General features: G+C 64.0%; 25 protein-coding genes. 11 read left to right on the plus strand and 14 right to left on the minus strand.

Going from position 1 to position 24,780, the window contains the following annotated elements:
- Nucleotides 1–48 precede the first annotated feature (48 nt).
- Nucleotides 49–2,007, minus strand: a complete 1,959-nt coding sequence (locus I6F21_RS20330; protein WP_225142781.1) for an ABC transporter ATP-binding protein/permease — start codon at nt 2,005–2,007, stop codon at nt 49–51.
- Between the two features lie 200 nt (nt 2,008–2,207).
- On the opposite strand from I6F21_RS20330, the gene I6F21_RS20335 reads away from it, so the two are divergent.
- Entirely contained in the window at nt 2,208–2,813 is a 606-nt protein-coding gene (locus I6F21_RS20335; RefSeq protein ID WP_025035586.1) for a TIGR00730 family Rossman fold protein, read from the plus strand.
- 108 nt (nt 2,814–2,921) lie between these two features.
- On the opposite strand, the gene I6F21_RS20340 is transcribed toward I6F21_RS20335, so the two are convergent.
- From I6F21_RS20340 to cysS, 4 genes are all read right to left on the minus strand, one after another.
- Complete coding sequence (locus I6F21_RS20340; RefSeq protein ID WP_036001466.1) at nt 2,922–3,299, minus strand: VOC family protein; 378 nt, start codon at nt 3,297–3,299, stop codon at nt 2,922–2,924.
- 141 nt (nt 3,300–3,440) lie between these two features.
- On the minus strand, nt 3,441–5,039 hold the full coding sequence (gene cimA / locus I6F21_RS20345) for a citramalate synthase (protein ID WP_109144134.1): 1,599 nt from the start codon (nt 5,037–5,039) through the stop codon (nt 3,441–3,443).
- The gene (locus I6F21_RS20350; protein WP_036001471.1) at nt 5,036–5,527 is read right to left on the minus strand and encodes a GNAT family N-acetyltransferase; all 492 of its coding nucleotides are present in this window, start codon (nt 5,525–5,527) and stop codon (nt 5,036–5,038) included. The genes cimA and I6F21_RS20350 overlap by 4 nt, the downstream gene beginning before the upstream one ends.
- Before the next feature lie 115 nt (nt 5,528–5,642).
- Complete coding sequence (gene cysS, locus I6F21_RS20355; RefSeq protein WP_225142779.1) at nt 5,643–7,025, minus strand: cysteine--tRNA ligase; 1,383 nt, start codon at nt 7,023–7,025, stop codon at nt 5,643–5,645.
- Between the two features lie 288 nt (nt 7,026–7,313).
- On the opposite strand from cysS, the gene I6F21_RS20360 reads away from it, so the two are divergent.
- Together I6F21_RS20360 and I6F21_RS20365 are read left to right on the plus strand one after the other, a co-directional pair.
- A complete protein-coding gene (locus tag I6F21_RS20360) occupies nt 7,314–7,607 on the plus strand; it encodes a hypothetical protein (protein ID WP_225142777.1) in 294 nt (97 codons plus the stop codon).
- 140 nt (nt 7,608–7,747) lie between these two features.
- Nucleotides 7,748–8,917 carry a DUF2865 domain-containing protein gene (locus I6F21_RS20365; RefSeq protein WP_074447864.1) on the plus strand — a complete coding sequence of 390 codons (1,170 nt, stop codon included), beginning with the start codon at nt 7,748–7,750 and terminating at the stop codon, nt 8,915–8,917.
- 52 nt (nt 8,918–8,969) lie between these two features.
- On the opposite strand, the gene I6F21_RS20370 is transcribed toward I6F21_RS20365, so the two are convergent.
- The gene (locus I6F21_RS20370; RefSeq protein ID WP_225142775.1) at nt 8,970–9,875 is read right to left on the minus strand and encodes a DUF2189 domain-containing protein; all 906 of its coding nucleotides are present in this window, start codon (nt 9,873–9,875) and stop codon (nt 8,970–8,972) included.
- A gap of 526 nt (nt 9,876–10,401) precedes the next feature.
- On the opposite strand from I6F21_RS20370, the gene I6F21_RS20375 reads away from it, so the two are divergent.
- From I6F21_RS20375 to I6F21_RS20395, 5 genes are all read left to right on the plus strand, one after another.
- Nucleotides 10,402–11,235 carry a cytochrome c oxidase subunit II gene (locus tag I6F21_RS20375; protein WP_036001495.1) on the plus strand — a complete coding sequence of 278 codons (834 nt, stop codon included), beginning with the start codon at nt 10,402–10,404 and terminating at the stop codon, nt 11,233–11,235.
- A gap of 73 nt (nt 11,236–11,308) precedes the next feature.
- Nucleotides 11,309–13,087, plus strand: coding sequence for a cbb3-type cytochrome c oxidase subunit I (locus tag I6F21_RS20380; protein WP_036001499.1), 1,779 nt, complete (start codon nt 11,309–11,311; stop codon nt 13,085–13,087).
- Nucleotides 13,084–13,788: a cytochrome c oxidase subunit 3 gene (locus I6F21_RS20385; RefSeq protein ID WP_036001502.1), complete on the plus strand. Its 705-nt coding sequence runs from the start codon at nt 13,084–13,086 to the stop codon at nt 13,786–13,788. The genes I6F21_RS20380 and I6F21_RS20385 overlap by 4 nt, the downstream gene beginning before the upstream one ends.
- Before the next feature lie 14 nt (nt 13,789–13,802).
- Complete coding sequence (locus tag I6F21_RS20390) at nt 13,803–14,525, plus strand: heme-copper oxidase subunit III family protein (RefSeq protein ID WP_036001504.1); 723 nt, start codon at nt 13,803–13,805, stop codon at nt 14,523–14,525.
- Nucleotides 14,526–14,534: 9 nt separating this feature from the next.
- On the plus strand, nt 14,535–14,927 hold the full coding sequence (locus I6F21_RS20395) for a cytochrome C oxidase subunit IV family protein (protein WP_036001507.1): 393 nt from the start codon (nt 14,535–14,537) through the stop codon (nt 14,925–14,927).
- Between the two features lie 25 nt (nt 14,928–14,952).
- On the opposite strand, the gene I6F21_RS20400 is transcribed toward I6F21_RS20395, so the two are convergent.
- The 3 genes from I6F21_RS20400 to I6F21_RS20410 all read right to left on the minus strand — a co-directional run bounded on the left by I6F21_RS20400 (nt 14,953) and on the right by I6F21_RS20410 (nt 18,671).
- On the minus strand, nt 14,953–16,710 hold the full coding sequence (locus I6F21_RS20400; RefSeq protein ID WP_225142773.1) for an NAD+ synthase: 1,758 nt from the start codon (nt 16,708–16,710) through the stop codon (nt 14,953–14,955).
- Nucleotides 16,711–16,924: 214 nt separating this feature from the next.
- The gene (locus I6F21_RS20405; protein ID WP_036001513.1) at nt 16,925–17,278 is read right to left on the minus strand and encodes a diacylglycerol kinase; all 354 of its coding nucleotides are present in this window, start codon (nt 17,276–17,278) and stop codon (nt 16,925–16,927) included.
- A gap of 4 nt (nt 17,279–17,282) precedes the next feature.
- On the minus strand, nt 17,283–18,671 hold the full coding sequence (locus I6F21_RS20410) for a 3-deoxy-7-phosphoheptulonate synthase class II (RefSeq protein WP_225141419.1): 1,389 nt from the start codon (nt 18,669–18,671) through the stop codon (nt 17,283–17,285).
- A gap of 181 nt (nt 18,672–18,852) precedes the next feature.
- Here I6F21_RS20410 and I6F21_RS20415 point away from each other — a divergent pair, with 181 nt between their 5' ends.
- On the plus strand, nt 18,853–19,749 hold the full coding sequence (locus I6F21_RS20415) for an alpha/beta fold hydrolase (RefSeq protein ID WP_225132832.1): 897 nt from the start codon (nt 18,853–18,855) through the stop codon (nt 19,747–19,749).
- Between the two features lie 7 nt (nt 19,750–19,756).
- On the opposite strand, the gene I6F21_RS20420 is transcribed toward I6F21_RS20415, so the two are convergent.
- The 5 genes from I6F21_RS20420 to I6F21_RS20440 all read right to left on the minus strand — a co-directional run bounded on the left by I6F21_RS20420 (nt 19,757) and on the right by I6F21_RS20440 (nt 22,315).
- Complete coding sequence (locus I6F21_RS20420; protein WP_036001521.1) at nt 19,757–20,020, minus strand: hypothetical protein; 264 nt, start codon at nt 20,018–20,020, stop codon at nt 19,757–19,759.
- Between the two features lie 202 nt (nt 20,021–20,222).
- Complete coding sequence (locus I6F21_RS20425) at nt 20,223–20,807, minus strand: TIGR00645 family protein (protein ID WP_036022249.1); 585 nt, start codon at nt 20,805–20,807, stop codon at nt 20,223–20,225.
- 31 nt (nt 20,808–20,838) lie between these two features.
- Nucleotides 20,839–21,486: a TerC family protein gene (locus I6F21_RS20430; RefSeq protein ID WP_036022248.1), complete on the minus strand. Its 648-nt coding sequence runs from the start codon at nt 21,484–21,486 to the stop codon at nt 20,839–20,841.
- Nucleotides 21,483–21,845, minus strand: coding sequence for a hypothetical protein (locus I6F21_RS20435; protein WP_036022245.1), 363 nt, complete (start codon nt 21,843–21,845; stop codon nt 21,483–21,485). The genes I6F21_RS20430 and I6F21_RS20435 overlap by 4 nt, the downstream gene beginning before the upstream one ends.
- 2 nt (nt 21,846–21,847) lie before the next feature.
- Nucleotides 21,848–22,315 carry a TerB family tellurite resistance protein gene (locus I6F21_RS20440; protein ID WP_109144143.1) on the minus strand — a complete coding sequence of 156 codons (468 nt, stop codon included), beginning with the start codon at nt 22,313–22,315 and terminating at the stop codon, nt 21,848–21,850.
- 359 nt (nt 22,316–22,674) lie between these two features.
- Between I6F21_RS20440 and I6F21_RS20445 the strand changes: the two genes are divergently transcribed.
- Both I6F21_RS20445 and I6F21_RS20450 read left to right on the plus strand, forming a co-directional pair.
- Nucleotides 22,675–23,502, plus strand: coding sequence for a class II glutamine amidotransferase (locus I6F21_RS20445; protein WP_036001537.1), 828 nt, complete (start codon nt 22,675–22,677; stop codon nt 23,500–23,502).
- A gap of 18 nt (nt 23,503–23,520) precedes the next feature.
- Nucleotides 23,521–24,750: a carboxylate-amine ligase gene (locus I6F21_RS20450; protein WP_225142771.1), complete on the plus strand. Its 1,230-nt coding sequence runs from the start codon at nt 23,521–23,523 to the stop codon at nt 24,748–24,750.
- Nucleotides 24,751–24,780: the final 30 nt, after the last annotated feature.

The raw sequence follows: 24,780 nt of genomic DNA on the forward strand, positions 1-24,780 counted from the left end.
TGTTTAGGCCAGACTTTGTTTAGGCCAGACTTGGGACCGGAGACAAGGTCACTCCGCCGCCGCGGGCGTCGTCAGGCTATCATCGACCGGCGGCGGCTCCCGGTTAGGCGCGGCATTGGTGTCGGCCATCTTGGCCAGCTTCTCGCGGGCCTCCTCGGCCTCGCGCTGCCTGTTCCACATGCTGGCATAGAGCCCGCCCTGCGCGAGCAGGCTCGCGTGAGTGCCGCGCTCGGCGATGCGGCCCTGGTCCAGCACGATGATCTCGTCGGCGCCGACGATGGTGGAAAGCCGATGCGCGATCACCAGGGAGGTGCGGTTCTTCGCCACGCGGTCGAGCGCCCCCTGGATCTCGTGCTCCGTATGGGTGTCGAGCGCCGAGGTCGCCTCGTCGAGCACCAGGATCGGCGGCGCCTTGAGCACCGTGCGCGCGATCGCGACGCGCTGCTTCTCGCCGCCCGACAGCTTCAGGCCGCGCTCGCCGACCTGGGTCTCGTAGCCCTTCGGCGCCATGCGGATGAAGTGGTCGATCTGCGCCAGCCGCGCCGCCTCCTCGACCTCGGCATCGGTCGCATCCCAGCGGCCGTAGCGGATGTTGTAGCGGATGCTGTCGTTGAACAGCACGGTGTCCTGCGGCACCATTCCGATCGATGCGCGCAGGCTGGCCTGCGTGACCTCGCGGATGTCCTGGCCGTCGATCAGGATCCTGCCGCCGGAGACATCATAGAGGCGAAACAGGAGCCGCGAGATGGTCGATTTGCCGGCGCCGGAGGGGCCGACGATGGCAACCGTCTTTCCGGCCGGCACTTCGAAGCTGATGCCCTTGAGGATGGGGCGCGCCGGCTCATAGGCAAAGCGCACGTCCTCGAAGCGCACCGTGCCGGCGGAGATGGCCAGCGGCTTCGCGCCAGGCGCGTCCTTGATCTCGGCCTCGCGGCTGAGCACGCCGAACATCTTCTCGATGTCGATGATCGCCTGCTTGATCTCGCGATAGACCATGCCCATGAAGTTCAGCGGCTGGTAGAGCTGGATCATCATGGCGTTGACCAGCACGAAATCGCCGACCGTGTTGGTGCCGTTGCGCACGCCGATCGCGCACATCAGCATGGTCGCGGTCAGGCCCAGCGTGAAGATCACCGCCTGGCCTGTGTTGAGCACCGCGAGCGAGGTGTAGGTGCGGACGCTCGCCTCCTCGTAGCGCTCGACCGACCTGTCGTAGCGCTGCGCCTCGCGTGCCTCGGCACTGAAATACTTCACCGTCTCGTAGTTGAGCAGCGAGTCGATCGCCTTGGTGTTCGCCTCGGTGTCGGAATCGTTCATCTTGCGGCGGATGCCGATCCGCCACTCGGTCGCGACGTAGGTGTAGTACATATAGAGCGTGACCGTGATCAGGGTCGCGACGACGTAACGCCAGTCGAATTGCCAGAGCAGCACCGCCAGCAGCAGCGAGACCTCGACGATGGTCGGGATCAGCTGCAGGATCACCATGCGCACGATAACCTCGATGCCCTCGCGGCCGCGCTCGAGCACGCGCGTGAGGCCGCCGGTCTTGCGCTCCAGGTGAAAGCGCAGCGACAGCTCGTGCATGTGGATGAAGGTGAGGGTCGCGAGCTTGCGCACCGCATGCATGGCGACGCGGGCGAAGATGCCGTCGCGCCATTGCGTCAGCACCGCCATCAGGATGCGCATCACGCCGTAGCTCGCGGTCAGCAGCAAAGGCGAGGCGATCACCCAGAGATGCCAATTGTCGGCCGCTACCGGCGCGGTGTTGGCGCCGGTCAGCGCATCCGTCGCCCATTTGAAGCTGAACGGCACGGTGAGCGTGATCAGCTTGGCGGCGAGCAGCAGCACCAGCGACCAGACCACCCTCATCTTCAGGTCGGAACGGTCGCCGGGCCAGATGTAGGGCCACAGATGTGCCAGCGTGCCCATCAGCGTGGCCCCGGCCTGCGGTCCTGCCACGGAAGGATCAGGAACGTCGGCGCCGTCGAAGGATTGAGGTTGGTCCATCAACAAACCCGAAGCCCGCCGGGTGCGGGCGCAACTGCGATTAACGATTTTCGCCCGTCATATAGAGCCTTCCCGATGCCCGCGCACCCCGCCAGATGGCGAATCTTCGATTGTTTGTCGCGATTTACCGGTAAATTCCCGGACGTATCGAATCACCGTTTGGGCTTGACGCCACTTCGCTGCAATGCATCATGGCACCAATGAGCACGATCAAAACCGTCTGTGTCTATTGCGGCTCCGGCCCTGGAACAAATCCCAACTTCATTGAAGCAGCGAAGGCGCTCGGCAAAGCGCTGGCGGAAAGCAAGATCCGCCTCGTCTATGGCGGCGGCTCGCTCGGCCTGATGGGCGCGGTTGCGACCTCCGTGCTGGATCACGGCGGCATGGTCACCGGCATCATCCCCGACTTCCTGCGGATGCGCGAGAATGCGCTGACGCGCGTGCAGGAGATGGTCGTCACACCCGACATGCACGAGCGCAAGCGGCTGATGTTCGAGCGCTCCGACGCCTTCGTGGCCCTGCCCGGCGGGCTCGGCACGCTGGAGGAGCTGGTGGAGCAGCTGACCTGGCAGCAACTCGGCCGTCACGCCAAGCCCGTGCTGCTCGCCAATGTCGACGGCTTCTGGGAGCCGCTGTTCTCCCTGGTGGCCCACATGCGGCAGACCCAGTTCATCCGCGCCGGCCTCACCGTCGATATCCTGAAGGCGGACAAGGTCGAGGAGATCATCCCACGGCTGCGCGCCGCGGCGGCGCAGATCCCTGACGACCAGCGCGATCTCGCGCCCGACGTGGCCCGGCGGCTCTAAAGCATGATCCGGAAAAGTGTGAAGCGGTTTTCCGAAAAGATCATGCTCAAACAACAACCTAAAGCGCGATGACGATCCATCCTAATCGCATCGCGCTTTAGACCGTCCCTATTCCTGCGGAAACGTCACCGCCTCGATCCGGTTGCCGTCGGGATCGGTGACGAAGGCGGCGTAGTAGCGCACGCGATCGTGCGGGCGGAGGCCCGGTGCGCCGTCGGAGGCGCCGCCAGCGGACAGCGCAGCTGCGTGAAACGCATCGACCTCGGCCGCGGTTTTCGCCCGCAGGCAGATGTGCACGCCGCTCTCCGGCGCGACACGCGGCATGCCCTCGCGCAGATTGATCCAGAACTCCGGATAGGCCTTGCCAAACCCGATCGTCCGCGGCCGCGTGACGAGGCGCGCGAGGCCGAGTGCGGCGAGCGTCGCCTCGTAGAACTTTGCGGCGCGATCGAGATCGCTGACGCCGACGGAGATGTGGTCGATCATGGCCGTGCCCTTTCCCCATCCTCGGTGTCATCGCCCGGCTTGACCGGGCGATCCAGTACTCCGTGACAGCAGTAGATAAATCGATGGGCCGCAGCGTACTGGATTCCCCGCCTTCGCGGGGAATGACAGTCGTCGTGGGGGTTACGCCGGCGCGTCCGACTTCACGAGCTTGTAGATTACCGAATCCATCAGCGCCTGGAACGAGGCATCGATGATGTTCGGGGACACGCCGACGGTGGTCCAACGATCGCCGTTCTCGTCCTCGCTCTCGATCAGCACGCGCGTGACCGCGCCGGTGCCGCCATTGAGGATACGGACGCGATAGTCGATCAGTGTCAGGCCCTCGATGAACTTCTGGTACTTGCCGAGGTCCTTGCGCAGGGCGACGTCGAGCGCGTTGACGGGACCGTTGCCTTCGGCCGCCGAGATCAGATGCTCGCCGGCGACGTCGACCTTGACCACCGCGAGCGCCACCGTGACGCGTTCGCCGAGCGCGTTGTAGCGCTGCTCGACGTTGACGTCGAACTGCTCGACCTCGAAATAATGCGGCACCTTGCCGAGCGTGCGGCGCGCCAGGAGCTCGAACGAGGCGTTGGCGGATTCATAGGCATAGCCGGCCGCCTCGCGCTCCTTCAATTCCTCGACGAGACGCGTCAGCTTCGGATCGCTCTTCTCGTAAGGGATACCGGCGCGGTCGAGCTCGGCGATGACGTTGGAGCGCCCGGCCTGGTCGGACACCAGCACCTTGCGGTGATTGCCGACCAGCTCCGGCAACACATGCTCGTAGGTCTGCGGATCCTTCAGCACGGCGGAGGCATGGATGCCGGTCTTGGTGACGAAGGCGCTCTCGCCGACATAAGGAGCATGCCGGTTCGGCACGCGGTTGAGCATGTCGTCGAGCGTGCGCGACACCTTGACGAGCGTCGCCAGCTTCTCCGTGGTGACGCCGATCTCGAAGGCGTCGGCAAACCCCGTCTTCAGCTTCAGCGTCGGGATCAGCGAGCAGAGATTGGCATTGCCGCAGCGCTCGCCGAGGCCGTTCAGCGTGCCCTGGATCTGCCGCGCGCCGGCACGCACCGCGGCGAGCGAATTGGCCACCGCCTGCTCGGTGTCGTTATGGGCGTGGATGCCGACGTGATCGCCGGGGATGTGCCTGGTCACGTCTCTGACGATGACCTCGACCTCATCAGGCATGGTGCCGCCGTTGGTGTCGCACAGCACCACCCAGCGCGCACCGGCATCGAAGGCGGCCTTGGCGCAGGCAAGCGCAAAGGCGGCGTCTTCCTTGTAGCCGTCGAAGAAATGCTCGCAATCTAGCATCACCTCGCGGCCGGCCGCCTTCGCCGCCGCGACGCTGTCGCGGATCGAGGCGAGATTTTCTTCCTTCGTGGTCTCCAGCGCGACGCGGACCTGATAGGCCGACGCCTTCGCCACGAAGCAGATCGCGTCCGCCTTCGCTTCCAAAAGGCCCGCAACGCCCGGATCGTTGGACACCGACCGTCCCGCCCGGCGCGTCATGCCGAAGGCGGTGAAGCGCGCATGATTGAGCTTGGGCTTGGAGCCAAAGAACTCCGTGTCGAGCGGGTTGGCGCCGGGATAGCCGCCCTCGACATAGTCGATGCCGAGATCATCGAGCATCGCCGCGATGACCTGCTTGTCCGCCAGCGTGAAGTCGACGCCGTTGGTCTGCGCCCCATCGCGCAGCGTGGTGTCGAACAGATAGAGACGCTGCTTGCTCATTGCCCCGCTCCGAGCGTCTTCTTCATGGTGGTGTTGGCGAGCCACTCGTCGTTGATGGTGACGCTGTTGCGCTGCTGGGCGGTGTAGCCGCGCTTGGCGAAGAAGCCCTCCGCGGTATCGCTGGCGTCGACCGAGAGGCTCTTGGCGCCGCGGCCGCCGGCGAGCTTCTCCAGCGCGTCGACCAGCATGGTCGCGATGCCCTGCCCGGCCACGGCCGGATGCACATAGAGCATGCGGATGTGATCATTGCCGCGCAGCGAGGCGAAGCCGACAGGCGAGCCTTCCAGCGTCGCGATCAGCGTCAGGTCGGACGCAAGCCGCTTGCCGAACTCCTCGTCCTCGGCCGCCGCCATCCAGGCTTCCTGCTGCGCCTCGCTATAATCGTCGCCGGTCAACTCCTCGATGCTGGCGGCGAAGATCGCGGCGAGCATCGGCACATCCGCCGGCAGGAAGGGCCTCAGTGCGGGCTTTGGCAAAGTCTGTCCCATCGTCCTTACCACATCCCATAAAGCTTGAGCACGATCGCCACCGCGCCGGCGAGCAGCGCGATTTTCAGCGCGATGTAATAGAGCCAGTGCCGCGGGAAAGGCGTCTCGGGGCGCTTCATCGGGCGATCTCCCAGGTGGTGCCTTCCTTGGAGTCCTTGATCGCGACGCCCATCGCAGCGAGCAGATCGCGAATGCGGTCGGACTCGCCAAAGTCCTTGCGGCTACGCGCAGCTGTTCGCTCCGCGAGCAGGCGCTCGACCTCCTTGGCGTCGATCCCGCTCGCCTGCTGCTTGCGCCCTTCCCACTGCGCCGCGCTCTCGGAGAGGAATCCGAGCAGCCGCAACGAGCCCGCAAGACCTGCGATATCGTTGCCGCGGAGGCCGTGCAGCGCCGCGATCGCCTGCGGCGTGTTGAGGTCGTCGAGCAGCGGTTCGACCACCGACGGAGCCGGCTCGCCGGACACGACATCGGCCGCGACGCGATACCAGTCGTCGAGCGTCTTGGCGCTCTCCTCCAGCGACTTCATGGTCCAGTCGATCGGCGAGCGGTAATGCGTCTTGAGCATGTTGAGGCGCAGCACCTCACCCGGCCAATCCCTGAGCAGCTCGTGGATCGTGATGAAGTTGCCGAGGCTCTTCGACATCTTCTCGCTCTCGACCTGCAAGAAGCCGTTGTGCATCCAATAATTCGCCATGCGCTCGCGATGGAAGGCGCAGCAGGTCTGCGCGACCTCGTTCTCGTGGTGCGGAAACACGAGATCGATGCCGCCGCCATGGATGTCGAAATGCTCGCCGAGATGCTTCCAGGCCATCGCTGAGCACTCGATGTGCCAGCCCGGACGCCCCTCCGCCTTGATGCCGGATGGCGACGGCCAGGACGGCTCGCCCGGCTTCGACGGCTTCCACAGCACGAAGTCGGTCGCATCGCGCTTGTAGGGCGCAACATCGACCCGCGCGCCGGCGATCATCTCGTCGAGCGAGCGCTTCGACAGCGCGCCATAACGCGGCAGCGCGGAATTGGCCGCGTTCATCGCCTGCGGCGAGAACAGCACGTGGTCCTCGGCGACATAGGCAAAGCCGCCGGCGACCAGCTTCTCGATGATCTCGCGCATCTCGCCGATATGCTCGGTGGCGCGCGGCTCGACGCTCGGCCGAAGCGCGCCGAGCGCATCGACGTCGGCATGGAACTGCTTGCCGGTCTGCTCGGTGACCTTGCGAATGGCCTCGTTCAGCGGCAGGCCGGGAAAGTCGCGCGCGGCGCGGTCGTTGATCTTGTCGTCGACGTCGGTGATGTTGCGGACATATTTGACGTGCGCCTCGCCGTAGATGTGGCGCAGCAGCCGAAACAGCACGTCGAACACGATCACCGGCCGCGCATTGCCGATATGGGCGAAGTCATAGACCGTCGGTCCGCAGACATACATGCGGACGTTGTTCGGATCGAGCGGCACGAAGGTGCGCTTTTCCCGGCTCAGCGTATCGTAAAGACGCAATTCCATGACAACCCATCCCTCTCGGCCGGGCGTCCAAGGCTCTCAATGTGTTTGAGAAAAGACGGCTCCAGCCAGCGAATCGCTAGCTCGTAATCTCGCGGCAAATGGCGCAAATGGCGAGGAGACCGTTCATGCGGCCACATATGGGCCACCACGGGCCCCGGCGTCAAGGGCCGCGAAAATGCCGTTTTTGCCTCCGCAAGGGGCGCGGCCTGCCTTAAGGCTTCATGATCCCCTAACCATTTGAGGCCATTCTGGAACTGCAGTTCCCTGATTTTTTGCTCCGGTATTTTCATGCGATCCCTGCTCGCGCTCATTTTCGGCGCCTCGCTCCTTGCAGCACCTCAGGCGTGCGCCGAGACCCGCGTCTTCATCATCGCCGACCAGTGCCTGGCCAAGAACGACACCAAGGGCGACACATGCGGCGCCTCCGCCGCGCGCACCTATTGCCAGTCACGAGATTTTGCAAAGGCATCAGGCTATCGCCGGGTCGATCCCGATGAAATTACCGGCTCCGTCCCCAAATCCGGCACAAACTGCTCCCATGGCCATTGCGACGAATATGTCGCAATCACCTGCCAGCGCTGAATTCCCTCGGAGCTGGCGGACCTTAGGACCAGCTCGGCCCCTGAAACGACGTGACGATGCCGCAGGAAGCGGCTATTGGGAGGGCGCGCTTCGGCCCCCACCCCACTTGGATGATCACGCTGGGCCGTGACCTCGCTAGAATGGCGGATATGCCTGAATTCTTCTCTCTCCTCCGTGCCCGCTCCCTCCTTGCCTGCACCGTGCTCCTCGGCACACTCGTGCTCGCCGATGGCGCTTTGGCGCAGGCCGGCCCGCCGCCCCAGCCCGGCCAGAACGGGCTCGGACCGAACCCGATGTGCGTGCGGCTGGAAGCCCAACTCGCCGCGCTCGATCGCGGCGGAGGTGATGCCGCGCGCGAAGAGCAGATCCGCCGCTACCAGGATTCCCAGGCCAAGCAGCAGGCCGAGCTCGACCGTGTCACCATGCAGGCCAAGCGCATGGGCTGCGATTCCTCCGGCTTCTTCTCGCTCTTCAACGGCCAGTCGGCGCAGTGCGGCCCGGTCAACACCCAGATCCAGCAGATGCGCGCCAATCTGGACCAGATTACCGGCAGCCTCGAGCGGCTGCGCGGCGGCCCCGGCGCCAACCCGGAGCGCGACAACCAGCGCCGCTCGGTGCTGATGGCGCTGGCGCAGAACAATTGCGGCCCGCAATATGCCAATGCCGTGCAGCAGCAGGGCGGCGGCAACTTCCTCAGCAATCTGTTCGGCGGCAACAACCCGAACAATCCGCAGGCCATGCCGCCCTCCGATCTTGGCCCGCAATCCGGCACCTTCCGCACCGTCTGCGTGCGCACCTGCGACGGCGCTTATTTCCCGATCTCCTTTGCCACCGTGCCGGCGCGCTTCCCTGACGATGAGAAGACCTGCAAGGCGCTGTGCCCGGCGGCGGAAGCCGTGCTCTACAGCCATCGCAATCCCGGCGAGGATATGAACGCTGCGGTCTCGATCGGCGGCCAGCCCTACACGGCGCTGCCGACCGCATTCAAATTCCGCAGCGAGTTCAACCCGTCCTGCTCCTGCAAGGCTGCGGGACAGACCTGGGCGGATGCGCTGAAATCGGCCGATGACAAGGCCGCGGCCGAGCAGCAGGGCGACATCATCGTCACCGAGGAAAGCGCCAGGAAGATGCAGCAGCAACGGCTCAACAAGGGCGCGCCGCAGCCTGCCAATGCCAAGAAAGGCGCGGCTCCTGCGCCAGCAACTGCTGCCGCACCGGTCGCCACGCCACCCGCGGACGCGAGCCCCGCGTCGGAGAACAAGCCGATCCGCTCGGTCGGCCCGACCTTTCTGCCGCAGCAGCAGAAGTAGGCCGTCGCTCTGTCATGCTCCGCGCGGGCGTCCCAGCGCGGCCGTTCCGCTGTTACGGCTCGCCCTCGCGGCTCCACGGGAAGAGATTGGCCGGAAAGTCTGCTGCGTAGCGCCTGCCCTTCCGGGGCGGAAGCGGTGCATCCGGTGGGTTCGGATTGGGCTCGACCACCCGCCGATAGAGGTGCCAGGTGGCATGACCGAGCACCGGCAGAACGACGGCGAGACCGACGAAGAGCGGCAGCGAGCCGATCACGAGCAGAGCCGCCACGATGAGGCCCCATCCGGCCATCGCAACCGGATTCGCCGCCACCGCTCGGAGCGACGTGCGGATCGCGTCGATCGCCGTCGCATGACGGTCCAGCATCAACGGAAATGACACGACGCTAACGCACAATGCCACAACCGCAAACAGGAAGCCGACACCGCAACCGGTGATGATGAGCGACCAGCCTTCGGGTGTCGTCAGCACGCGCGTTGCGAAGTCGGGTATGCTTGCGGCCGCAGCGTGACCGAAGATCGCGACATAGATTGCGTTCGCGGCACCGATCCAGGCCCCGAACAGGACCAGCAGGAGCACGCCGAGTTCGACCATGGCGCCGAACGACGGTGCGCGCAGCACCTTGATCGCATCCCATGCTTCGACCTCTTCGCCGCGCTCGCGACGACGGCTGAGTTCGTAGAGACCGATCGCGGCAAAAGGACCGATCAAGGCAAAGCCGGCGGCCAGCGGAAACAGTAGCGGTAGCACCGAATAGCCGAGCACCATCCTGAACAGGACGAGACCGAGAACGGGATAAATCAGGCACACGACGATCGCGTGACTCGGCATCGCCTGGAAATCACCCCAACCCAGGCGCAGGACCTCGGTCAGGTCGGACAAGCTTATCTTGCGAATGGGATAGGAGGTCGCTTCGCCGAATGCGCGCCGCCTGATGTCGTGGGAGTACAGAGTGGCCATGTACGGACCCTCCCGAGCTGAAAATCGCGGTTTTCGACAACACGCGCTCTTCAGCCACGCGTGTCCGCCTGACGAGCAGGAAACGCGATGGGTCTGGTACGGCAACCCAGGTTCAGTAACCGAGCCTGGCCGGACGGAACCCGTCGCGACCTGCCCGGCAAGCTTAGCGCGCGCGGAGCACGACTGCACTCACGGTTGGGTGAATTGCGCACCAGCACGGATTTGTGCGTTGCATCACCCAAACCGAACAATGGGCACCGGATGCTTGTCGGTTTGCCAGCACCGGCAATCACACCAATTCGGGCACCTCTATTGCTCTATTGACGCCGGATTAGGCTGGGATCATTTTAGACGCAGACGCCCTTAGAGTTGAAGGTCGCGAGCGTTCTCTTGATTTCGCGATCGGTGGACTGGGCGAAGCAAGAGGCCGGCGATGGCATATGCCAAGAAAGGCCAGCCATCGCGACAGACATGAGCTCCGCCCGGGATTCGTATCCGTAGCCTTCGATGGCAAGGATGGATCAGGATGGCTGTCGCACTGATACTGCTTCTGGTCGCGATCGGCTCGGTGCTGTTTCACATCTACAGCCCGTGGTGGTGGACGCCGATCGCCACGAACTGGGCCTATATCGACCACACGATCAACATCACGTTCTGGATCACGGGCTTTGTTTTCGTCGCCGTGATCGCCTTCATGGCTTACTGCGTCTTCCGCTTTCGCCATAGAGAGGGAAGAAGGGCTGACTACAATCCGGAAAACAAAAGGCTCGAATGGTGGCTGAGCGTCGGGACCGGCGTCGGCGTCGCGGCCATGCTGGCGCCTGGCCTCGTGGTCTGGCACCAGTTCGTGACGGTGCCTGCGGATGCCACCGAGATCGAGGTCATGGGCCAGCAATGGCAGTGGAGCTTCCGCCTTCCGGGCAAGGATGGGCAGTTGGGCACATCCGATGTTCGCAACATCGCTTCCGACAATCCGATGGGGCTGAATCGTGACGACCGGCACGCGCAGGACGATGTCGTGATCGAGAGCGGCGACCTGCACCTTCAAGTCGGAAAGCCGGTCAAGGTTCTCCTCCGCTCGGTTGATGTCCTGCACGATTTCTACGTGCCCGAATTCCGAGCCAAGATGGACATGGTTCCAGGCATGGTGACCTATTTCTGGATCACGCCGATCCGAACCGGAACCTTCGATGTCCTCTGTGCGGAGCTTTGTGGCACTGCTCACTATCAAATGCGGGCCAAGGTCATCGTCGACGAAGAGCGTGAATATCACGCTTGGCTGGAGCAACAAAAAACGTTCGCAGAATTATCGCCGGCAAAAGCCGTCGTGAAGACGACGTACCAATCCGGCAGCAAGTAGCAAGCTGCCGCCGAAGATAGATCGGGCGCAAGAGGCCAGCGCCTCCCCCCGATGGAACGACCGAGGAGGTTCTATGGTCGATGTTCCATATGAAGGGATCCCCGGCATCCCGCCTGCCGAAGTACCTGACGTCGAGCTCTATCATCCGCGGAGCTGGTGGACACGATATGTGTTCTCGCAGGACGCCAAGGTGATCGCCATTCAGTATTCGCTGACGGCCACGGCCATCGGGCTGGTGGCCCTGGTGCTGTCGTGGCTGATGCGGCTGCAACTGGGATTCCCCGGCACGTTCTCTTTCATCGATGCCAACCAGTACCTCCAGTTCATCACCATGCACGGCATGATCATGGTGATTTACCTGCTCACCGCATTGTTCCTGGGCGGCTTCGGCAACTACCTGATCCCGCTGATGGTCGGCGCCAGGGACATGGTCTTCCCCTATGTGAACATGCTGAGCTACTGGATTTACCTGCTCGCAGTCCTGGTGCTTGCCTCGACATTCTTCGTGCCCGGTGGCCCCACCGGCGCCGGTTGGACGCTGTACCCGCCGCAAGCAATCCTTTCAGGAACGCCCGGGCAGGATTGGGGCATCCTTCTCATGCTCGCGTCCCTGATCCTGTTCATCATCGGCTTCACCATGGGCGGGCTGAACTATGTGGTCACTGTGTTGCAGGCGCGCACGCGCGGCATGACCTTGATGCGCCTGCCCCTGACGGTGTGGGGCATTTTCACGGCGACCGTTATGGCGCTCCTCGCGTTCCCTGCATTGTTCGTTGCCTCGGTCATGCTGCTGTTCGACCGTCTCTTGGGAACCAGCTTCTTCATGCCCGCCCTCCTCGAGATGGGCACGCTATCGAAACATGGCGGCGGCAGCCCGTTGCTCTTCCAGCACCTGTTCTGGTTCTTCGGTCATCCCGAAGTCTACATCGTTGCCCTGCCCGCCTTCGGCATCGTCTCCGATCTGATCAGCACGCATGCGCGCAAGAACATCTTTGGTTATCGCATGATGGTCTGGGCGATCGTAGCCATCGGCGCGCTCAGCTTCATCGTATGGGCGCACCACATGTATGTGAGCGGCATGTTCCCGCAATTCGGGTACTTCTTCGCCACCACGACGCTCATCATCGCAATCCCCACCGCGATCAAGGTCTACAACTGGGTGCTGACCCTGTGGCGCGGCGACATTCATCTCACGGTGCCGATGCTGTTCGCCCTCGGCTTCATCGTCACCTTCGTGAACGGCGGGCTCACCGGCCTCTTCCTCGGCAACGTCGTCGTGGACGTGCCCCTCTCGGATACCATGTTCGTGGTCGCCCATTTCCACATGGTGATGGGCGTGGCGCCGATCATGGTCGTGCTCGGCGCGATCTATCATTGGTACCCAAAGGTCACGGGGCGGATGCTGAACGAGGCCATGGGCAAGTTTCACTTCTGGGTCACCTTCCTCGGCGCCTACCTGATCTTCTTCCCCATGCACTATCTTGGACTGCTCGGGGTCCCGCGCCGGTATTTCGAACTCCTGGATACGACGTTCATCCCGTCCTCGGCCCATTCACTCAACGCCTTCATCTCCGTGGTGGCCTTGATCGTCGGCTTTAGCCAGATGGTGTTCCTGTTCAACCTTGTCTGGAGCCTGTTCAAAGGTGAGGCCTCAGGCGGCAATCCGTGGCGGGCGACGACGCTGGAGTGGCAGACGCCGGAGACGCCCCCAGCGCACGGCAACTGGGGCAAGGAGCTCCCTGTCGTGTACCGCTGGGCCTATGATTACAGTGTGCCCGGTGCCGCGGAGGACTTCATTCCGCAGAACCAGCCGCCGCGCGCGACTCAGCTCGTTCAGGGAGCTGCTTCGTGAGCGCCATCATCCTGTTCCTGGCTGTGCTTGCGGTGATCGCCGGATGGTGGCTGTCGCAACAGCGCCTGACGGCCAAGCCCTGGCTGGAGGAAGGCCCGGCCGGTGACTTCCCCGGCGGCGATGCCATAACCTGGCCGGCAGCGAAGATCGGACTTGGCGTGTTTCTCGCGGTCGCGAGCGCCTTGTTCATCCTCTTCATCAGCGCCTACTCCATGCGCATGAGCGTGGTGGACTGGCGGCCGCTGCCGGTGCCGCGGCTGCTGTGGGTCAACACGGGCGTCCTGGTCCTGAGCAGTGTCGCGCTGCAATGGTCTTACGTGGCCGCGCGCCGACACGATACCGAAGGCGTCATGATCGGTCTGCTCGCGGGCGGAGCATCTGCCGTGATCTTCCTCGCCGGGCAGCTCCTGGCCTGGCAACGGCTCGGGGCTGCGGGATATTTCGTGGCGTCCAATCCATCGAATTCCTTCTTCTACCTGTTGACCGCAGTGCACGGGCTGCACCTGACGGGCGGTCTGGTGGCCTTGGGCCGAACCTCGGCCAAGATGTGGCGCGGCGCCGAGATCGCCGGCATGCGCTTGAGCGTGGAGCTGTGCGCCATCTACTGGCACTTCCTGCTGTTGGTCTGGCTTGTCCTGCTCGGTCTTCTCACCGGCTGGACCGACGATTTCGTCGACATCTGCCGCCAATTGCTGAGCTAGGGAGGCGAGACCAGATGGCTGAGACCGTGCTGACAAATCCGGGCCAATCGCCTGCGCGGCTTGAAGGCTGGCGCGGCATCGCCGCCGACTGGGCGTCCGATCAGCGCGCCTTCAAGAACGTGTCCTGGGGCAAGGCCATGATGTGGATCTTCCTCCTCAGCGACACCTTCATCTTCAGTTGCTTCCTGCTCTCCTACATGACGGCGCGCATGTCGACGACCGTGCCGTGGCCCAATCCCAGCGAAGTCTTCGCCCTCGATATCGGGGGCAACCACATGCCCCTGATCCTGATCGCCATCATGACCTTCGTGCTGATCAGCAGCAGCGGTACGATGGCGATGGCCGTCAATTTCGGCTACCGCCGCGATCGGGTGAGAACCGCGATCCTGATGCTGGTCACTGCAGCCTTCGGCGCGACCTTCGTCGGAATGCAGGCCTTCGAATGGACCAAGCTGATCATGGAGGGCGTCCGGCCCTGGGGCAATCCATGGGGCGCCCCGCAGTTTGGTGCGAGCTTCTTCATGATCACCGGCTTCCACGGCACCCATGTGACGTTCGGTGTGATCTTCCTGATCGCCATCGCGCGAAAGGTCTTTCGTGGCGACTTCGACGTCGAGAGGCGCGGCTTCTTCACGAGCCGAAGGGGGAATTACGAGATCGTCGAGATCACGGGCCTGTACTGGCACTTCGTCGATCTCGTGTGGGTGTTCATCTTTGCATTCTTCTATCTTTGGTGAGGTCGGCGCATGACAAACGCGGCGGTACACATGGAAGAGCGGCTCCACGCTCCGGCGCACGGCGCAGTCGCAACGGAAGCCGTTCACGCCGAGGGGCAACAGCACCCGATCAAGCTCTACCTCGTGGTCTGGGGCTGGTTGTTCGTCCTCAGCACGTTCTCCTACCTCGTCGACTACTTTGGCCTGCATGGCTATCTGAGGTGGTCGCTGATCCTGCTGTTCATGATGTTGAAGGCCGGCCTGATCGTCGCCGTCTTCATGCACATGGCCTGGGAGCGGCTGGCCTTGACCTATGCCATCCTGCTGCCGCCGGTCGTGGTATTCGTATTTGTGGCGATCATGGCGCTCGAATCCGAATACACGCGCTTCCTGAGGGTGCTGTTTTTCGCAACCCCGTCATAGCGCCTGCCGTCGCTCAGGCCAGGCTTCACCCCTCGAATGCGTCGATTGACGCCGTGCTTCCACGTGACACCAGCGCCTCATCCGTCGCCGGCAACGGCTGGCCCTTGTCGCGAAAACGGTTGGTGATGGGATAACGGCGGTCGCGGCCGAAATTCTTCGGTGTCACCTTCACCCCAGGCGCGGCCTGGCGGCGCTTGTATTCGGCGACGTTGAGCAGATGATCGATCCGGATCACCGTCTCGCGGTCGAAGCCGGCGGCGATGATCTGGTCGAGCGGCTCCTCGCGCTCGACCAGGCGCTCCAGGATGGCATCGAGCACGTCGTAAGGCGGCAACGAGTCCTGATCGGTCTGGTTCTCGCGCAGCTCCGCGGTCGGCGGGCGCGTGATGATGTCGGGCGGGATCACCTCGCCGGCAGGGCCGAGCGCGCCCTCCGGCTTCCAGGAATTGCGCAGGCTTGCCAGGCGGAACACCTGCGTCTTGTAGATGTCCTTCATCGGGTTGAAGCCGCCGTTCATGTCGCCATAAAGCGTGGCGTAGCCGACCGACATCTCCGACTTGTTGCCGGTCGTCACCACCATCAGCCCGGTCTTGTTGGAGATCGCCATCAGCAGCGTGCCGCGGGTGCGGGCCTGGAGGTTCTCCTCGGTGATATCGGGCGGCAGGTTCTTGAAGATGCCGGACAGGATCGTCTCGAACCCGGTCACGGCTTCGGCGATCGGCAGCACCTCGTAGCGGATGCCGAGATGGCCGGCGAGCTCGCCGGCATCCGCGATCGAATGCGGCGCGGTGTAGCGGTAAGGCAGCATCACGCCATGCACCTGGTCGACGCCGAGCGCGTCGACCGCGATCGCCGCGCAGAGCGCCGAATCGATGCCGCCGGAGATGCCGAGCAGCACGCCTGGAAAGCCGTTCTTGGTGACGTAATCGCGTAAGCCCAGCACGCAGGCGGCGTAGTCGGCCTTGTCGCCCTCGGGCAGCTCGGCGATCGGCCCGCTGCAGCGCCAGTCGTCGCCGTTTCTGCTGAAGCGCAGCGTGACGATGCCCTCTTCGAAGGCCGGCAGCTGCGCCGCGAGCGAGAGATCGCCATTGAGCGCGAAGGATGCGCCGTCGAACACGAGCTCGTCCTGGCCGCCGACCTGGTTGAGATAGACCAGCGGCAGCCCGCTCTCCGTGACGCGCGCCACCGCGACCGACAGGCGCACGTCGTTCTTGTCGCGGGCGTAAGGCGAGCCGTTCGGCACCAGGATGATCTCGGCGCCGGTCTCGGCCAGCGTCTCGACCACGTTCTCGTAATCCTCGGACTCTTCCAGCCAGATGTCCTCGCAGATCGGCACACCGATGCGCACGCCGCGCACAGTCACGGGACCGGCGGCAGGGCCGCGCGAAAACAGCCGCTTCTCGTCGAACACGCCGTAATTCGGCAGGTTGCACTTGAAACGCAGGCTCGCGATGCGCCCGCCGTCGAGCAGCGCACAGGCATTGTAGAGCATGCCCTCCTCGACCCAGGGCGTGCCGACCAGCATCGCAGGCCCGCCATCGGCGGTCTCGCGCGCGAGGCTTTCGATCGCGGCGCGGCAGGCGGCCTGGAAGGCGGGCTTCTGCACCAGGTCTTCCGGCGGATAGCCGGCGATGAACAGTTCTGGAAACAACACGAGATCGGCGCCGCCGGACTTGGCCTGCGCCCGCGCCGCGCGCGCCTTGGCCGCATTGCCCTCCACGTCGCCCATGGTCGGATTGAGCTGGGCGAGCGTGACCGCGAATGTGTCGAGACGTTCGGTCATCGCGCGCTCGCTTTCACCTCTCCCGAAGGGAGAGGTCGAATTGCGTCGGAGATGCAATTCGGGTGAGGGGTTACGGTGTCTCGTGGGAGCTGAGCTCCCTCACCCGATTTGAGCTCGACGATGCTCCGCATCGCGAGACACAAATCGACCTCTCCCCGTTGGGGAGAGGTGAAGGGACCTCGGACACCCACGCGCAATGGATTGTCTCCGCGCTCTAGAGGAACCCCAATCGCTCGATGATGGCAATGATCCAGAACGCGCCGGTCATCAAGAGCGCAACGCCAACCGCGGCCGAGCCCATGTCCTTGACTCGGCCGATCTGCTTGTCGTGATCCAAGGTCAGCCGGTCGGCGAGCTTCTCGATCGCGGTATTGAGCAACTCGACCGTCAGCACGAAAGCGACAGAGCACACCAATTCGACCGCGCGCATCGCGGTGGCGCCGATGAACCAGGCGAGCGGCACCGACAGCAGCAGCGCAAAGATCTCCTCGCGGACCGCCTGCTCCGACCGGAACGCAAAGGCCAGCCCGTTGCGGGAATTGATCGTGGCCTTCCAGATCCGCAGCAAGGTCTTACAGCCCCGCTGCGGCCGGAATCGGCTGAGCCTTGCCGGCGCGCTCCTGCTTGAGCAGCTCCGCGACCAGGAACGCCATATCGATGGATTGCTCGGCGTTGAGGCGGGGATCGCAGACCGTGTGGTAGCGATCGTTGAGATCCTCATCCGTGATCGCGCGGGCGCCGCCGAGACATTCGGTGACGTCCTGGCCGGTCATCTCCAGATGCACGCCGCCGGCATGGGTGCCCTCGGCGGCGTGGACCGCGAAGAACGACTTGACCTCGGACAGGATGCGGTCGAACGGGCGAGTCTTGTAGCCGGACGTCGAGGTGATGGTGTTGCCGTGCATGGGATCGCAGGACCAGACCACCACCCGGCCCTCGCGCTTCACGGCGCGGACCATGTTCGGCAGATGCTCGCCGATCTTGTCGGAGCCGAAGCGGCCGATCAGCGTCAGCCGGCCCGGCTCGTTGTCGGGATTGAGCACGTCGATCAGCTTCAGCAGCTCGTCCACCTTGAGCGAGGGGCCGCACTTCAGCCCGATCGGATTCTTGATGCCGCGGAAATATTCGACATGGCCGTGATCGAGCTGGCGGGTGCGATCGCCGATCCAGATCATGTGGCCCGAGGTCGCGTACCAGTCGCCGGTGGTGGAATCGACGCGGGTCATGGCCTGCTCGTAGCCGAGCAGCAGCGCCTCATGGCTGGTGTAGAAATCGGTGGCACGCAGCTCCGGATGGCTCTCGAGGTCGAGGCCGCAGGCGCGCATGAAGTTGAGCGCGTCCGAGATGCGGTCGGCCAGCTCCTTGTAGCGGCGTGACTGCGGGCTATCCTTGAGGAAACCCAGCATCCATTGATGCACGCTGCCGAGATTGGCGAAGCCGCCGGTGGCGAACGCGCGGAGCAGGTTCAGCGTCGCGGCGGACTGGCGATAGGCCATCAGCTGGCGCTGCGGATCGGGAATGCGCGCTTCGCTGGTGAAGGCGATGTCGTTGACGATGTCGCCGCGATAGCTCGGCAGCTCGACGCCATTCACCTTCTCGGTCGCCGACGAGCGCGGTTTGGCGAATTGGCCGGCGATGCGGCCGACCTTCACCACCGGCACCGCGCCGGCATAGGTCAGCACCACCGCCATCTGCAGCAGCACGCGGAAGAAGTCGCGGATGTTGTTGGCGCCGTGCTCGGCGAAGCTCTCGGCGCAGTCGCCGCCCTGCAGCAGGAAGGCTTCGCCCGCCGCAACGCGGCCCAAAGCCTTCTTCAGATTGCGCGCCTCGCCTGCGAACACCAGCGGCGGAAAGGTCGCAAGCTGCGCCTCGACGTCAGCCAGAGCCTTGGTGTCGGGATATTCGGGCACCTGTAGCACCGGCTTGCTGCGCCAGGACTCGGGCGTCCACCGCTCGGACATCGCAATCTCTCCGTGAAGCAAAAACCACAACCTGATCTAGGGGTTGCGAGGGCCGCCTTATACACAGGCCGGCCACGCCCCGCCAGTTGTAAATCCATTTCGCAGCGCAAACCCTTGCGGCCAAAGCCGAATTCGCATTTGCTTGGGCAGGCTTGAGGAATCCGACAGGACACCGACCGCCATGGGCGCGGCACTGGATGACGTTTTCATCGACGAGATCAGCTTCCCGGCAGCCGACGGCTATGCCCTGACCGGCACCCTGTTCCTGCCGCGCGGCGCCAAGCGCCATGCCGTCCTGATCAATTCGGCGACCGCCGTGCCGCGAAAGATCTATCGGGGCTTTGCCTCCTACCTCGCCCATCGCGGCTGCGCGGTGCTGACCTACGATTATCGCGGCATCGGCGATTCCCGCCTGCCGGCGATGGTCGGCTACAACCAGCCAAAATCGCTGGTCGGCTTCAAGGCCTCGATGTCGGACTGGGCCGCGCTCGACGTCACCGCCGCGGTCAGTTGGATGCGCGAGCGCTATCATGCCCTGCCGCTCGCCTATATCGGCCATTCCTTCGGCGGCCAGGCGCTCGGGCTGATCGCGAACAACAGCGAGATCTCGCGCGCGGCCTTGGTGGCCTCGCAGGCCGCGACATGGCGGTTGATGACCTCGCCGGAGAAATACCGGGTCTACGCCTTCATGAATTTTGTCGGCGTGCCGCTGGTCCATGCACTCGGTTACGCACCGGGCTGGGCCGGCGTCGGCGAGGATTTGCCCAAGGGCGTCTTCCTGCAATGGACCGAATGGGTCTCGAGCCCGCGCTATCTGTTCGATTCAAAGCTGCCGGCACTCGAGAACTTCGCCAGGTTCAAGGGCGAGCTGCGCTCCCTATGCTTCTCCGACGATCCCTGGGCGACGCGGCCCGCGGTCGAGTTGCTCGCGAGCGGATTCACTGCGATCAAGCCGGAGGTGCTGATGGTCAAACCGTCCGACGTCGGCGCCAAGGGAATAGGCCATTTCGGCTTCTTCCGCCCCGAGCACCGCGACACGCTGTGGCGCGGCGTCGCGGAATGGATTCAGGGGGAATGAGGCTGCGTCAGCGGATGATCGTCGTCAGCGACGAGTAGCGCCGGTTCGGCTTGGCGTCGCTAGGTGCGAACTGCGCGAAGGCGTCGCTGACGCGCACCGCCGGCGGCGTGTCGCTCGCGAACCGAAACTCCTTCGGCCGCGGTGCGTAGAAGCTTGCGCGGTAATAAGCGTCGTCGAAGCGCGCCTCGCCGACGCCGAACAATGCGTCACAGACCAGCAGGAGCGCGTAGACTCCCGCGACCGCTGCGACGATCTCCCTGAGAATTGTCATGCCCGATGCCCTGCCCTTTGCGGGCAGGATGCAGATCGGTTCCAAAGGCCTGGTTTAAGGCGCCCGGCTTCTTGTCGGCAGCGTTTGCCGGCACTGAACCGATTGCAGACAATTTTATCGATCTCGAAAGAGAGCCCGCCCAACCGGACGATCAGGCGGGCTCCAGGATTGGCCGCTCGGGAGGTATTGGGCGGCCAGCTTATCAGCCGTGCTCGGCCGCCTTGCGATGGCCGCTCTCGCTGAGGCGGTCGACCCAGGCGATGCCGACCGCCGAGACGATGAAGGTCATATGAATCAGCACCTGCCACATTACCCCGCTCTCGGTGAAATTGCTGCGGGTCGTGCCGAGATTGCCGGCCTCGATGAAGGTCCTGAGCAGCGAGATCGAGGAGATGCCGATGATCGCCATTGCAAGCTTGATCTTGAGCACGCTGGCATTGACGTGACCGAGCCATTCCGGCTCGTCCGGATGGCCGCTGAGGTTCAGCCGGGAAACGAAGGTCTCGTATCCACCCACGATTACCATGATCAGAAGGTTCGAGATCATGACGACGTCAATCAGCCCGAGCACGACCAGCATGATCTGCTGCTCGCTGGCGTCGAACGAATGCAAGACGAGGTGCCAGAGCTCCTTCAGGAACAACAGCACATAGACGGACTGGGCGACAATGAGGCCAACATAGAGCGGCAGCTGCAGCCAGCGCGAGCCGAAGATCAGCTTCGGAAGCAGGCCGACCGGCGGCAACGGCGCGGCCCGCGCCGAAGGTGCTTTGGGTTCAGACGTCATTGATCACTCCGGACTGCGGTAGATTGTCGCCTCAGAGACTCGCAATCACCGGTGCAAGTTCCAGCGTGCCGCGATAGATCATCTCAAACGAGACGTAAAGGATGATGGCGAGGCCGACATAGGCCACCCAGCGCTGCTTCTGGAGCAAACGGCCAAGCAGATCCGCGGCAACGCCCATCATCCCAACCGACAAGAGCAGGCCGAAGGCCAGGATGTAGGGATGCTCCCGCGCGGCGCCCGCGACCGCGAGCACGTTGTCGAGCGACATCGACACGTCGGCGGCGACGATCTGCACCGCCGCTTGGCCGAAAGTCTTCTGCGTTACCGGCTGCTGTACCGGCGCAGCACCTGCGCCGTTACTATCGAATGCGAGTTCTTTCGAATGCGCGGCCTGCTCGCGCAGCTCGCGCCACATCTTCCAGCAGACCCAGAGCAGCAACACGCCGCCGGCGAGCAGAAGGCCGATCACTTGCAGAAGCTGGGTCGCAACGCCGGCGAAGGCGATACGCAGTGCGGTGGCAGCGGCGATACCGACGATGATGGCGCGGCGGCGCTGCTCGGCCGGCAGGCCGGCAGCCGCAAGGCCGATGACGACGGCATTGTCGCCGGCGAGCACGAGATCGATCAGGATGACTTGAAACAGCGCGGACAGCGCTTCGGCGGTGATGAGTTCAGTCATGATTGATCATTCCTAGAGGCAGACGGATCGAGCCAATGCGGCTTGCGCCGCTCGATCCAGTCGAAGACTTTTGAACGGGAGGAGCGCAGCGCAGGCACGTCCTCGGCGAGCAGAGCAAGGCCGAGCGGCAGCATCCAGACGCCGAGCACCGGGAGGATGGAGAGCACACCGCCGACGACCAGCAGCGTGCCCGAGGGGATCCTGACCCAGCGGCTGGACGGCTTGAGCAGATAGGTCAGGGTGTCGCTCATGCGCGGCGGCAGGCGGTCGACGAGCTTGGCCAGGCGCGGGTCTCCACCAGCGATCTGCTCGGTGTTCCCCTCGGTTTGCCTGGCGCGCTCGTTCGAAATCGTGCTCATGCTTACCCCTTCGAGGCGGCCTGCAGCTTGGGGCCCGGCGCACTCGCCCCGACCGGCTTCGCGCGCGGCAGCACCAGCGTCAGCAAGCGCAACAATTTAATCGCCTGGACTTCGTGGGGATGTACGTCCTCGTCTGCGGCAGCAACGCGCTCCGACAGCTCCACCAGATGCGACGACAGCGGCAGGTTCGAAACCGGTCGCAGCGTATCGATCACGACGTTGGCAAAATCCGGCTCTTCGAGCCGTTCGGCGAGTTCGTCGAACATCGCACGGAGCCGTTCGTCGCCGATGTGCGGCGCCAGCTTGCGGTCTCTGATGAAACGGATCACCTCGTCGCGTTCGACGGGTGAGACGCGCCGGTCAGCAACCGCTACCAGGGCGCCCACGATCACCACGGCCGCCGCGGCCTGCTCATTCAGGCTGGACGGTTCCGTGATCTCGATCGAATTTGAGGACTTGGTTCCGGACATCGTAGCTCCCTTAACTTGCGAAATAGCCGCACGGAGCTGCGATGGGGACGAATGGTCGGAGAAAACGAAACAGGGGGCCCGACAATCGGCCGATCCATCGCATTCGCGCGGGACTGGTCATCCGACATCGCGAGGTTTGCCGACGAACGTCGACGTCCTCGCCAGAGGGGCCCGGATTCTTGTTCGCTTCAGAATTATAGGTACGCCTGTCGGAATCAAGGAGGACCGGCTGCGACCAGCCGCCGCATCCGTTCGGCGTTGCGGGATCGGTCATGCAACCCTTTCGCAGCTGGAACCATGCGTCCGTAACAGGTGTTGATGCACCTCGCGACGCATCAAACCGCCTGGCAGGAACCCGCATGTGCCGCTGGATCGCATACCGGGGCGAAACCACCTCGTTCGAGCCTTATGTCACCGAACCCGAGCATTCGCTGATTGCGCAGAGCATCCGCTCGCTTCAGTCCACGGCGGGCTCGAACGGAGACGGCTTTGGTCTCGGCTGGTATGGCGAGCACCCCGAGCCGGGCCTTTATCGCGAGACGCGCCCGGCGTGGTCGGACGAAAACCTGCGCTACCTCTGCCGGCATCTGCACTCGCATCTGTTCTTCGCTCATGTGCGTGCCGCAACCGGCACGGCCGTGACGCGGCAGAATTGTCACCCCTTTGCCTGCGGGCACTGGATGTTCATGCACAACGGGTTCGTCGGCAGCTGGAATCGGCTGCGGCGCAAAGTCGAGGCGCTGATTCCCGATGCCTACTATCCGTCGCGGCTGGGCACGACGGATTCGGAAGCCGTGTTCCTGGCCATGATGGGGGCCGGTCTCGAGCACGATCCGCTCGGCGCGACACAGTCCGTGCTGCAATCGCTCCTCGGATTCGTCAATGAAGGCGGGCTTCGGGAGCGGCTGCGCTTTACCAGCGCGATTGCCAACGGCCGCGACCTCTACGCATTTCGGGTCTCGGTGAACGATGCCGCGAACACGCTCTACTTCCGCGAGGACGGCGGGCAAGTCATCGTCGTCTCCGAGCCGTTCGATAAGGAATCGGACTGGGCGGAAGTCCCGCCGAACCACGCCCTGATCGCGCGAGCGTCCGAAGCCGTCAAAATTGTTCCGTTCGACCTTGCAATTTCCAGTACATCGGGTGCGGAACCGGCCACAATCAGACGGATTATCGCCCGCAGGTAATGACCGCGCCGGTGGCCAATGACATTTGCTTCAGACGTTTCAAAGCTGCTACGTCTTGCCCCCTCCGAGGACAAGCAGCATGTCGTCATCCGTTCTGCCGGCGGCGGCGGCAATCCGGCGGAATATTCCTTCGGCATCGAGGAGGAATACTTCCTCGCTGACCGCCGCAGCTTCGAGGTCGCGATCCGCACGCCCAACGAGCTGTTCGAATCGGCAAACTGGTCGACCGGCGGCCAGGCCATGCGCGAGATGCTGCAATCGCAGCTCGAGGTCGCAACCAACGTTCATGTCGACGTGAACGACGCGCGCGAGGAGCTGCGCTTCCTGCGACGCGAGGTCGCGAACGTCGCTGCGCAATACGGCTTCGTGATCATGGCCTGCGGCACGCACCCGAGCGCAGTCTGGCGCATGTCGCAGCCCAGCCCGAAACCGCGCTACGAGGAGATGATCGAGGATCTGCGCAGCATCGGCCACCGCAACATGATGTGCGGCATGCATGTGCACGTGCAGCTGCCGGATCCCGAGAAGCGCATGGCGGTGATGCGGGCCATGCTGCCGCATCTGCCGCTGTTCATCGCGCTGTCGACGTCCTCGCCGTTCTGGAATTCGCACAAGACCGGATTGAAGGGCTACCGCCTCGCGGCTTATTCCGAGCTGCCGCGCACCGGCCTGCCCGAATTGTTCGAAGGCAAGCAGGATTTCGACGCTTATGTCGGCGCGTTGCAGCGCTCCGGCGTGATCCCGGACGAAAGCCACATCTGGTGGGCAATGCGCCCCTCCATGAAGCATCCGACGCTGGAGCTTCGCGCGCCCGACACCTGCACCTTCGTCGACGACGCGGTTGCCATCGCCTCGCTCTACCGCTGCCTGACGCGGCATCTCTATCTGCGCCCTCAGCTGTCCCGGGAGGTCACTGCGGTCGAGCGCGCGATCGCGGTCGAGAACAAATGGCGCGCCCAGCGCTACGGCACCGACTGCATCTTCGCCTCCACGGACGGGCCGGTGACGATCTCGGAGCTGCTCACCGGGGTGATCGACGACATTGCGGAGGACGCAGCCGCATTGAACTGCTCCGCCGAGATCGAACACTGCCGCACCATCGTCGCGCGCGGCAGCTCGGCGGAATTCCAGCTTCGCGCCTATCGCGAAAGCGGCGACGACATCGCAGCCGTGTCACAATGGATCGCTACCTCTACGCTGTCAGGAACGAGCGCGCCTGTGGATCGCAGTGCTCCTGCACCGTCATAGCGCCCGCGCAAGCTTGCGCGACGAAAATGC

This window comes from Bradyrhizobium sp. NBAIM03 (assembly GCF_020194055.1).
Lineage (GTDB): Bacteria > Pseudomonadota > Alphaproteobacteria > Rhizobiales > Xanthobacteraceae > Bradyrhizobium > Bradyrhizobium yuanmingense.

Coding starts and splice junctions, on each gene's coding strand:
- I6F21_RS20335 (WP_025035586.1), top strand. CDS start 2,208: ATGAGCACGATCAAAACCGTCTGTGTCTATTGCGGCTCCGGCCCTGGA.
- I6F21_RS20450 (WP_225142771.1), top strand. CDS start 23,521: ATGACATTTGCTTCAGACGTTTCAAAGCTGCTACGTCTTGCCCCCTCC.
- I6F21_RS20395 (WP_036001507.1), top strand. CDS start 14,535: ATGACAAACGCGGCGGTACACATGGAAGAGCGGCTCCACGCTCCGGCG.
- I6F21_RS20440 (WP_109144143.1), bottom strand. CDS start 22,315: ATGTCCGGAACCAAGTCCTCAAATTCGATCGAGATCACGGAACCGTCC.
- I6F21_RS20370 (WP_225142775.1), bottom strand. CDS start 9,875: ATGGCCACTCTGTACTCCCACGACATCAGGCGGCGCGCATTCGGCGAA.
- I6F21_RS20390 (WP_036001504.1), top strand. CDS start 13,803: ATGGCTGAGACCGTGCTGACAAATCCGGGCCAATCGCCTGCGCGGCTT.
- I6F21_RS20425 (WP_036022249.1), bottom strand. CDS start 20,807: ATGACGTCTGAACCCAAAGCACCTTCGGCGCGGGCCGCGCCGTTGCCG.
- I6F21_RS20420 (WP_036001521.1), bottom strand. CDS start 20,020: ATGACAATTCTCAGGGAGATCGTCGCAGCGGTCGCGGGAGTCTACGCG.
- I6F21_RS20340 (WP_036001466.1), bottom strand. CDS start 3,299: ATGATCGACCACATCTCCGTCGGCGTCAGCGATCTCGATCGCGCCGCA.
- I6F21_RS20430 (WP_036022248.1), bottom strand. CDS start 21,486: ATGACTGAACTCATCACCGCCGAAGCGCTGTCCGCGCTGTTTCAAGTC.
- I6F21_RS20330 (WP_225142781.1), bottom strand. CDS start 2,007: ATGGACCAACCTCAATCCTTCGACGGCGCCGACGTTCCTGATCCTTCC.
- I6F21_RS20445 (WP_036001537.1), top strand. CDS start 22,675: ATGTGCCGCTGGATCGCATACCGGGGCGAAACCACCTCGTTCGAGCCT.
- I6F21_RS20415 (WP_225132832.1), top strand. CDS start 18,853: ATGGGCGCGGCACTGGATGACGTTTTCATCGACGAGATCAGCTTCCCG.
- I6F21_RS20435 (WP_036022245.1), bottom strand. CDS start 21,845: ATGAGCACGATTTCGAACGAGCGCGCCAGGCAAACCGAGGGGAACACC.
- I6F21_RS20400 (WP_225142773.1), bottom strand. CDS start 16,710: ATGACCGAACGTCTCGACACATTCGCGGTCACGCTCGCCCAGCTCAAT.
- cimA (WP_109144134.1), bottom strand. CDS start 5,039: ATGAGCAAGCAGCGTCTCTATCTGTTCGACACCACGCTGCGCGATGGG.
- I6F21_RS20375 (WP_036001495.1), top strand. CDS start 10,402: ATGGCTGTCGCACTGATACTGCTTCTGGTCGCGATCGGCTCGGTGCTG.
- I6F21_RS20410 (WP_225141419.1), bottom strand. CDS start 18,671: ATGTCCGAGCGGTGGACGCCCGAGTCCTGGCGCAGCAAGCCGGTGCTA.
- cysS (WP_225142779.1), bottom strand. CDS start 7,025: ATGGAATTGCGTCTTTACGATACGCTGAGCCGGGAAAAGCGCACCTTC.
- I6F21_RS20380 (WP_036001499.1), top strand. CDS start 11,309: ATGGTCGATGTTCCATATGAAGGGATCCCCGGCATCCCGCCTGCCGAA.
- I6F21_RS20360 (WP_225142777.1), top strand. CDS start 7,314: ATGCGATCCCTGCTCGCGCTCATTTTCGGCGCCTCGCTCCTTGCAGCA.
- I6F21_RS20365 (WP_074447864.1), top strand. CDS start 7,748: ATGGCGGATATGCCTGAATTCTTCTCTCTCCTCCGTGCCCGCTCCCTC.
- I6F21_RS20350 (WP_036001471.1), bottom strand. CDS start 5,527: ATGGGACAGACTTTGCCAAAGCCCGCACTGAGGCCCTTCCTGCCGGCG.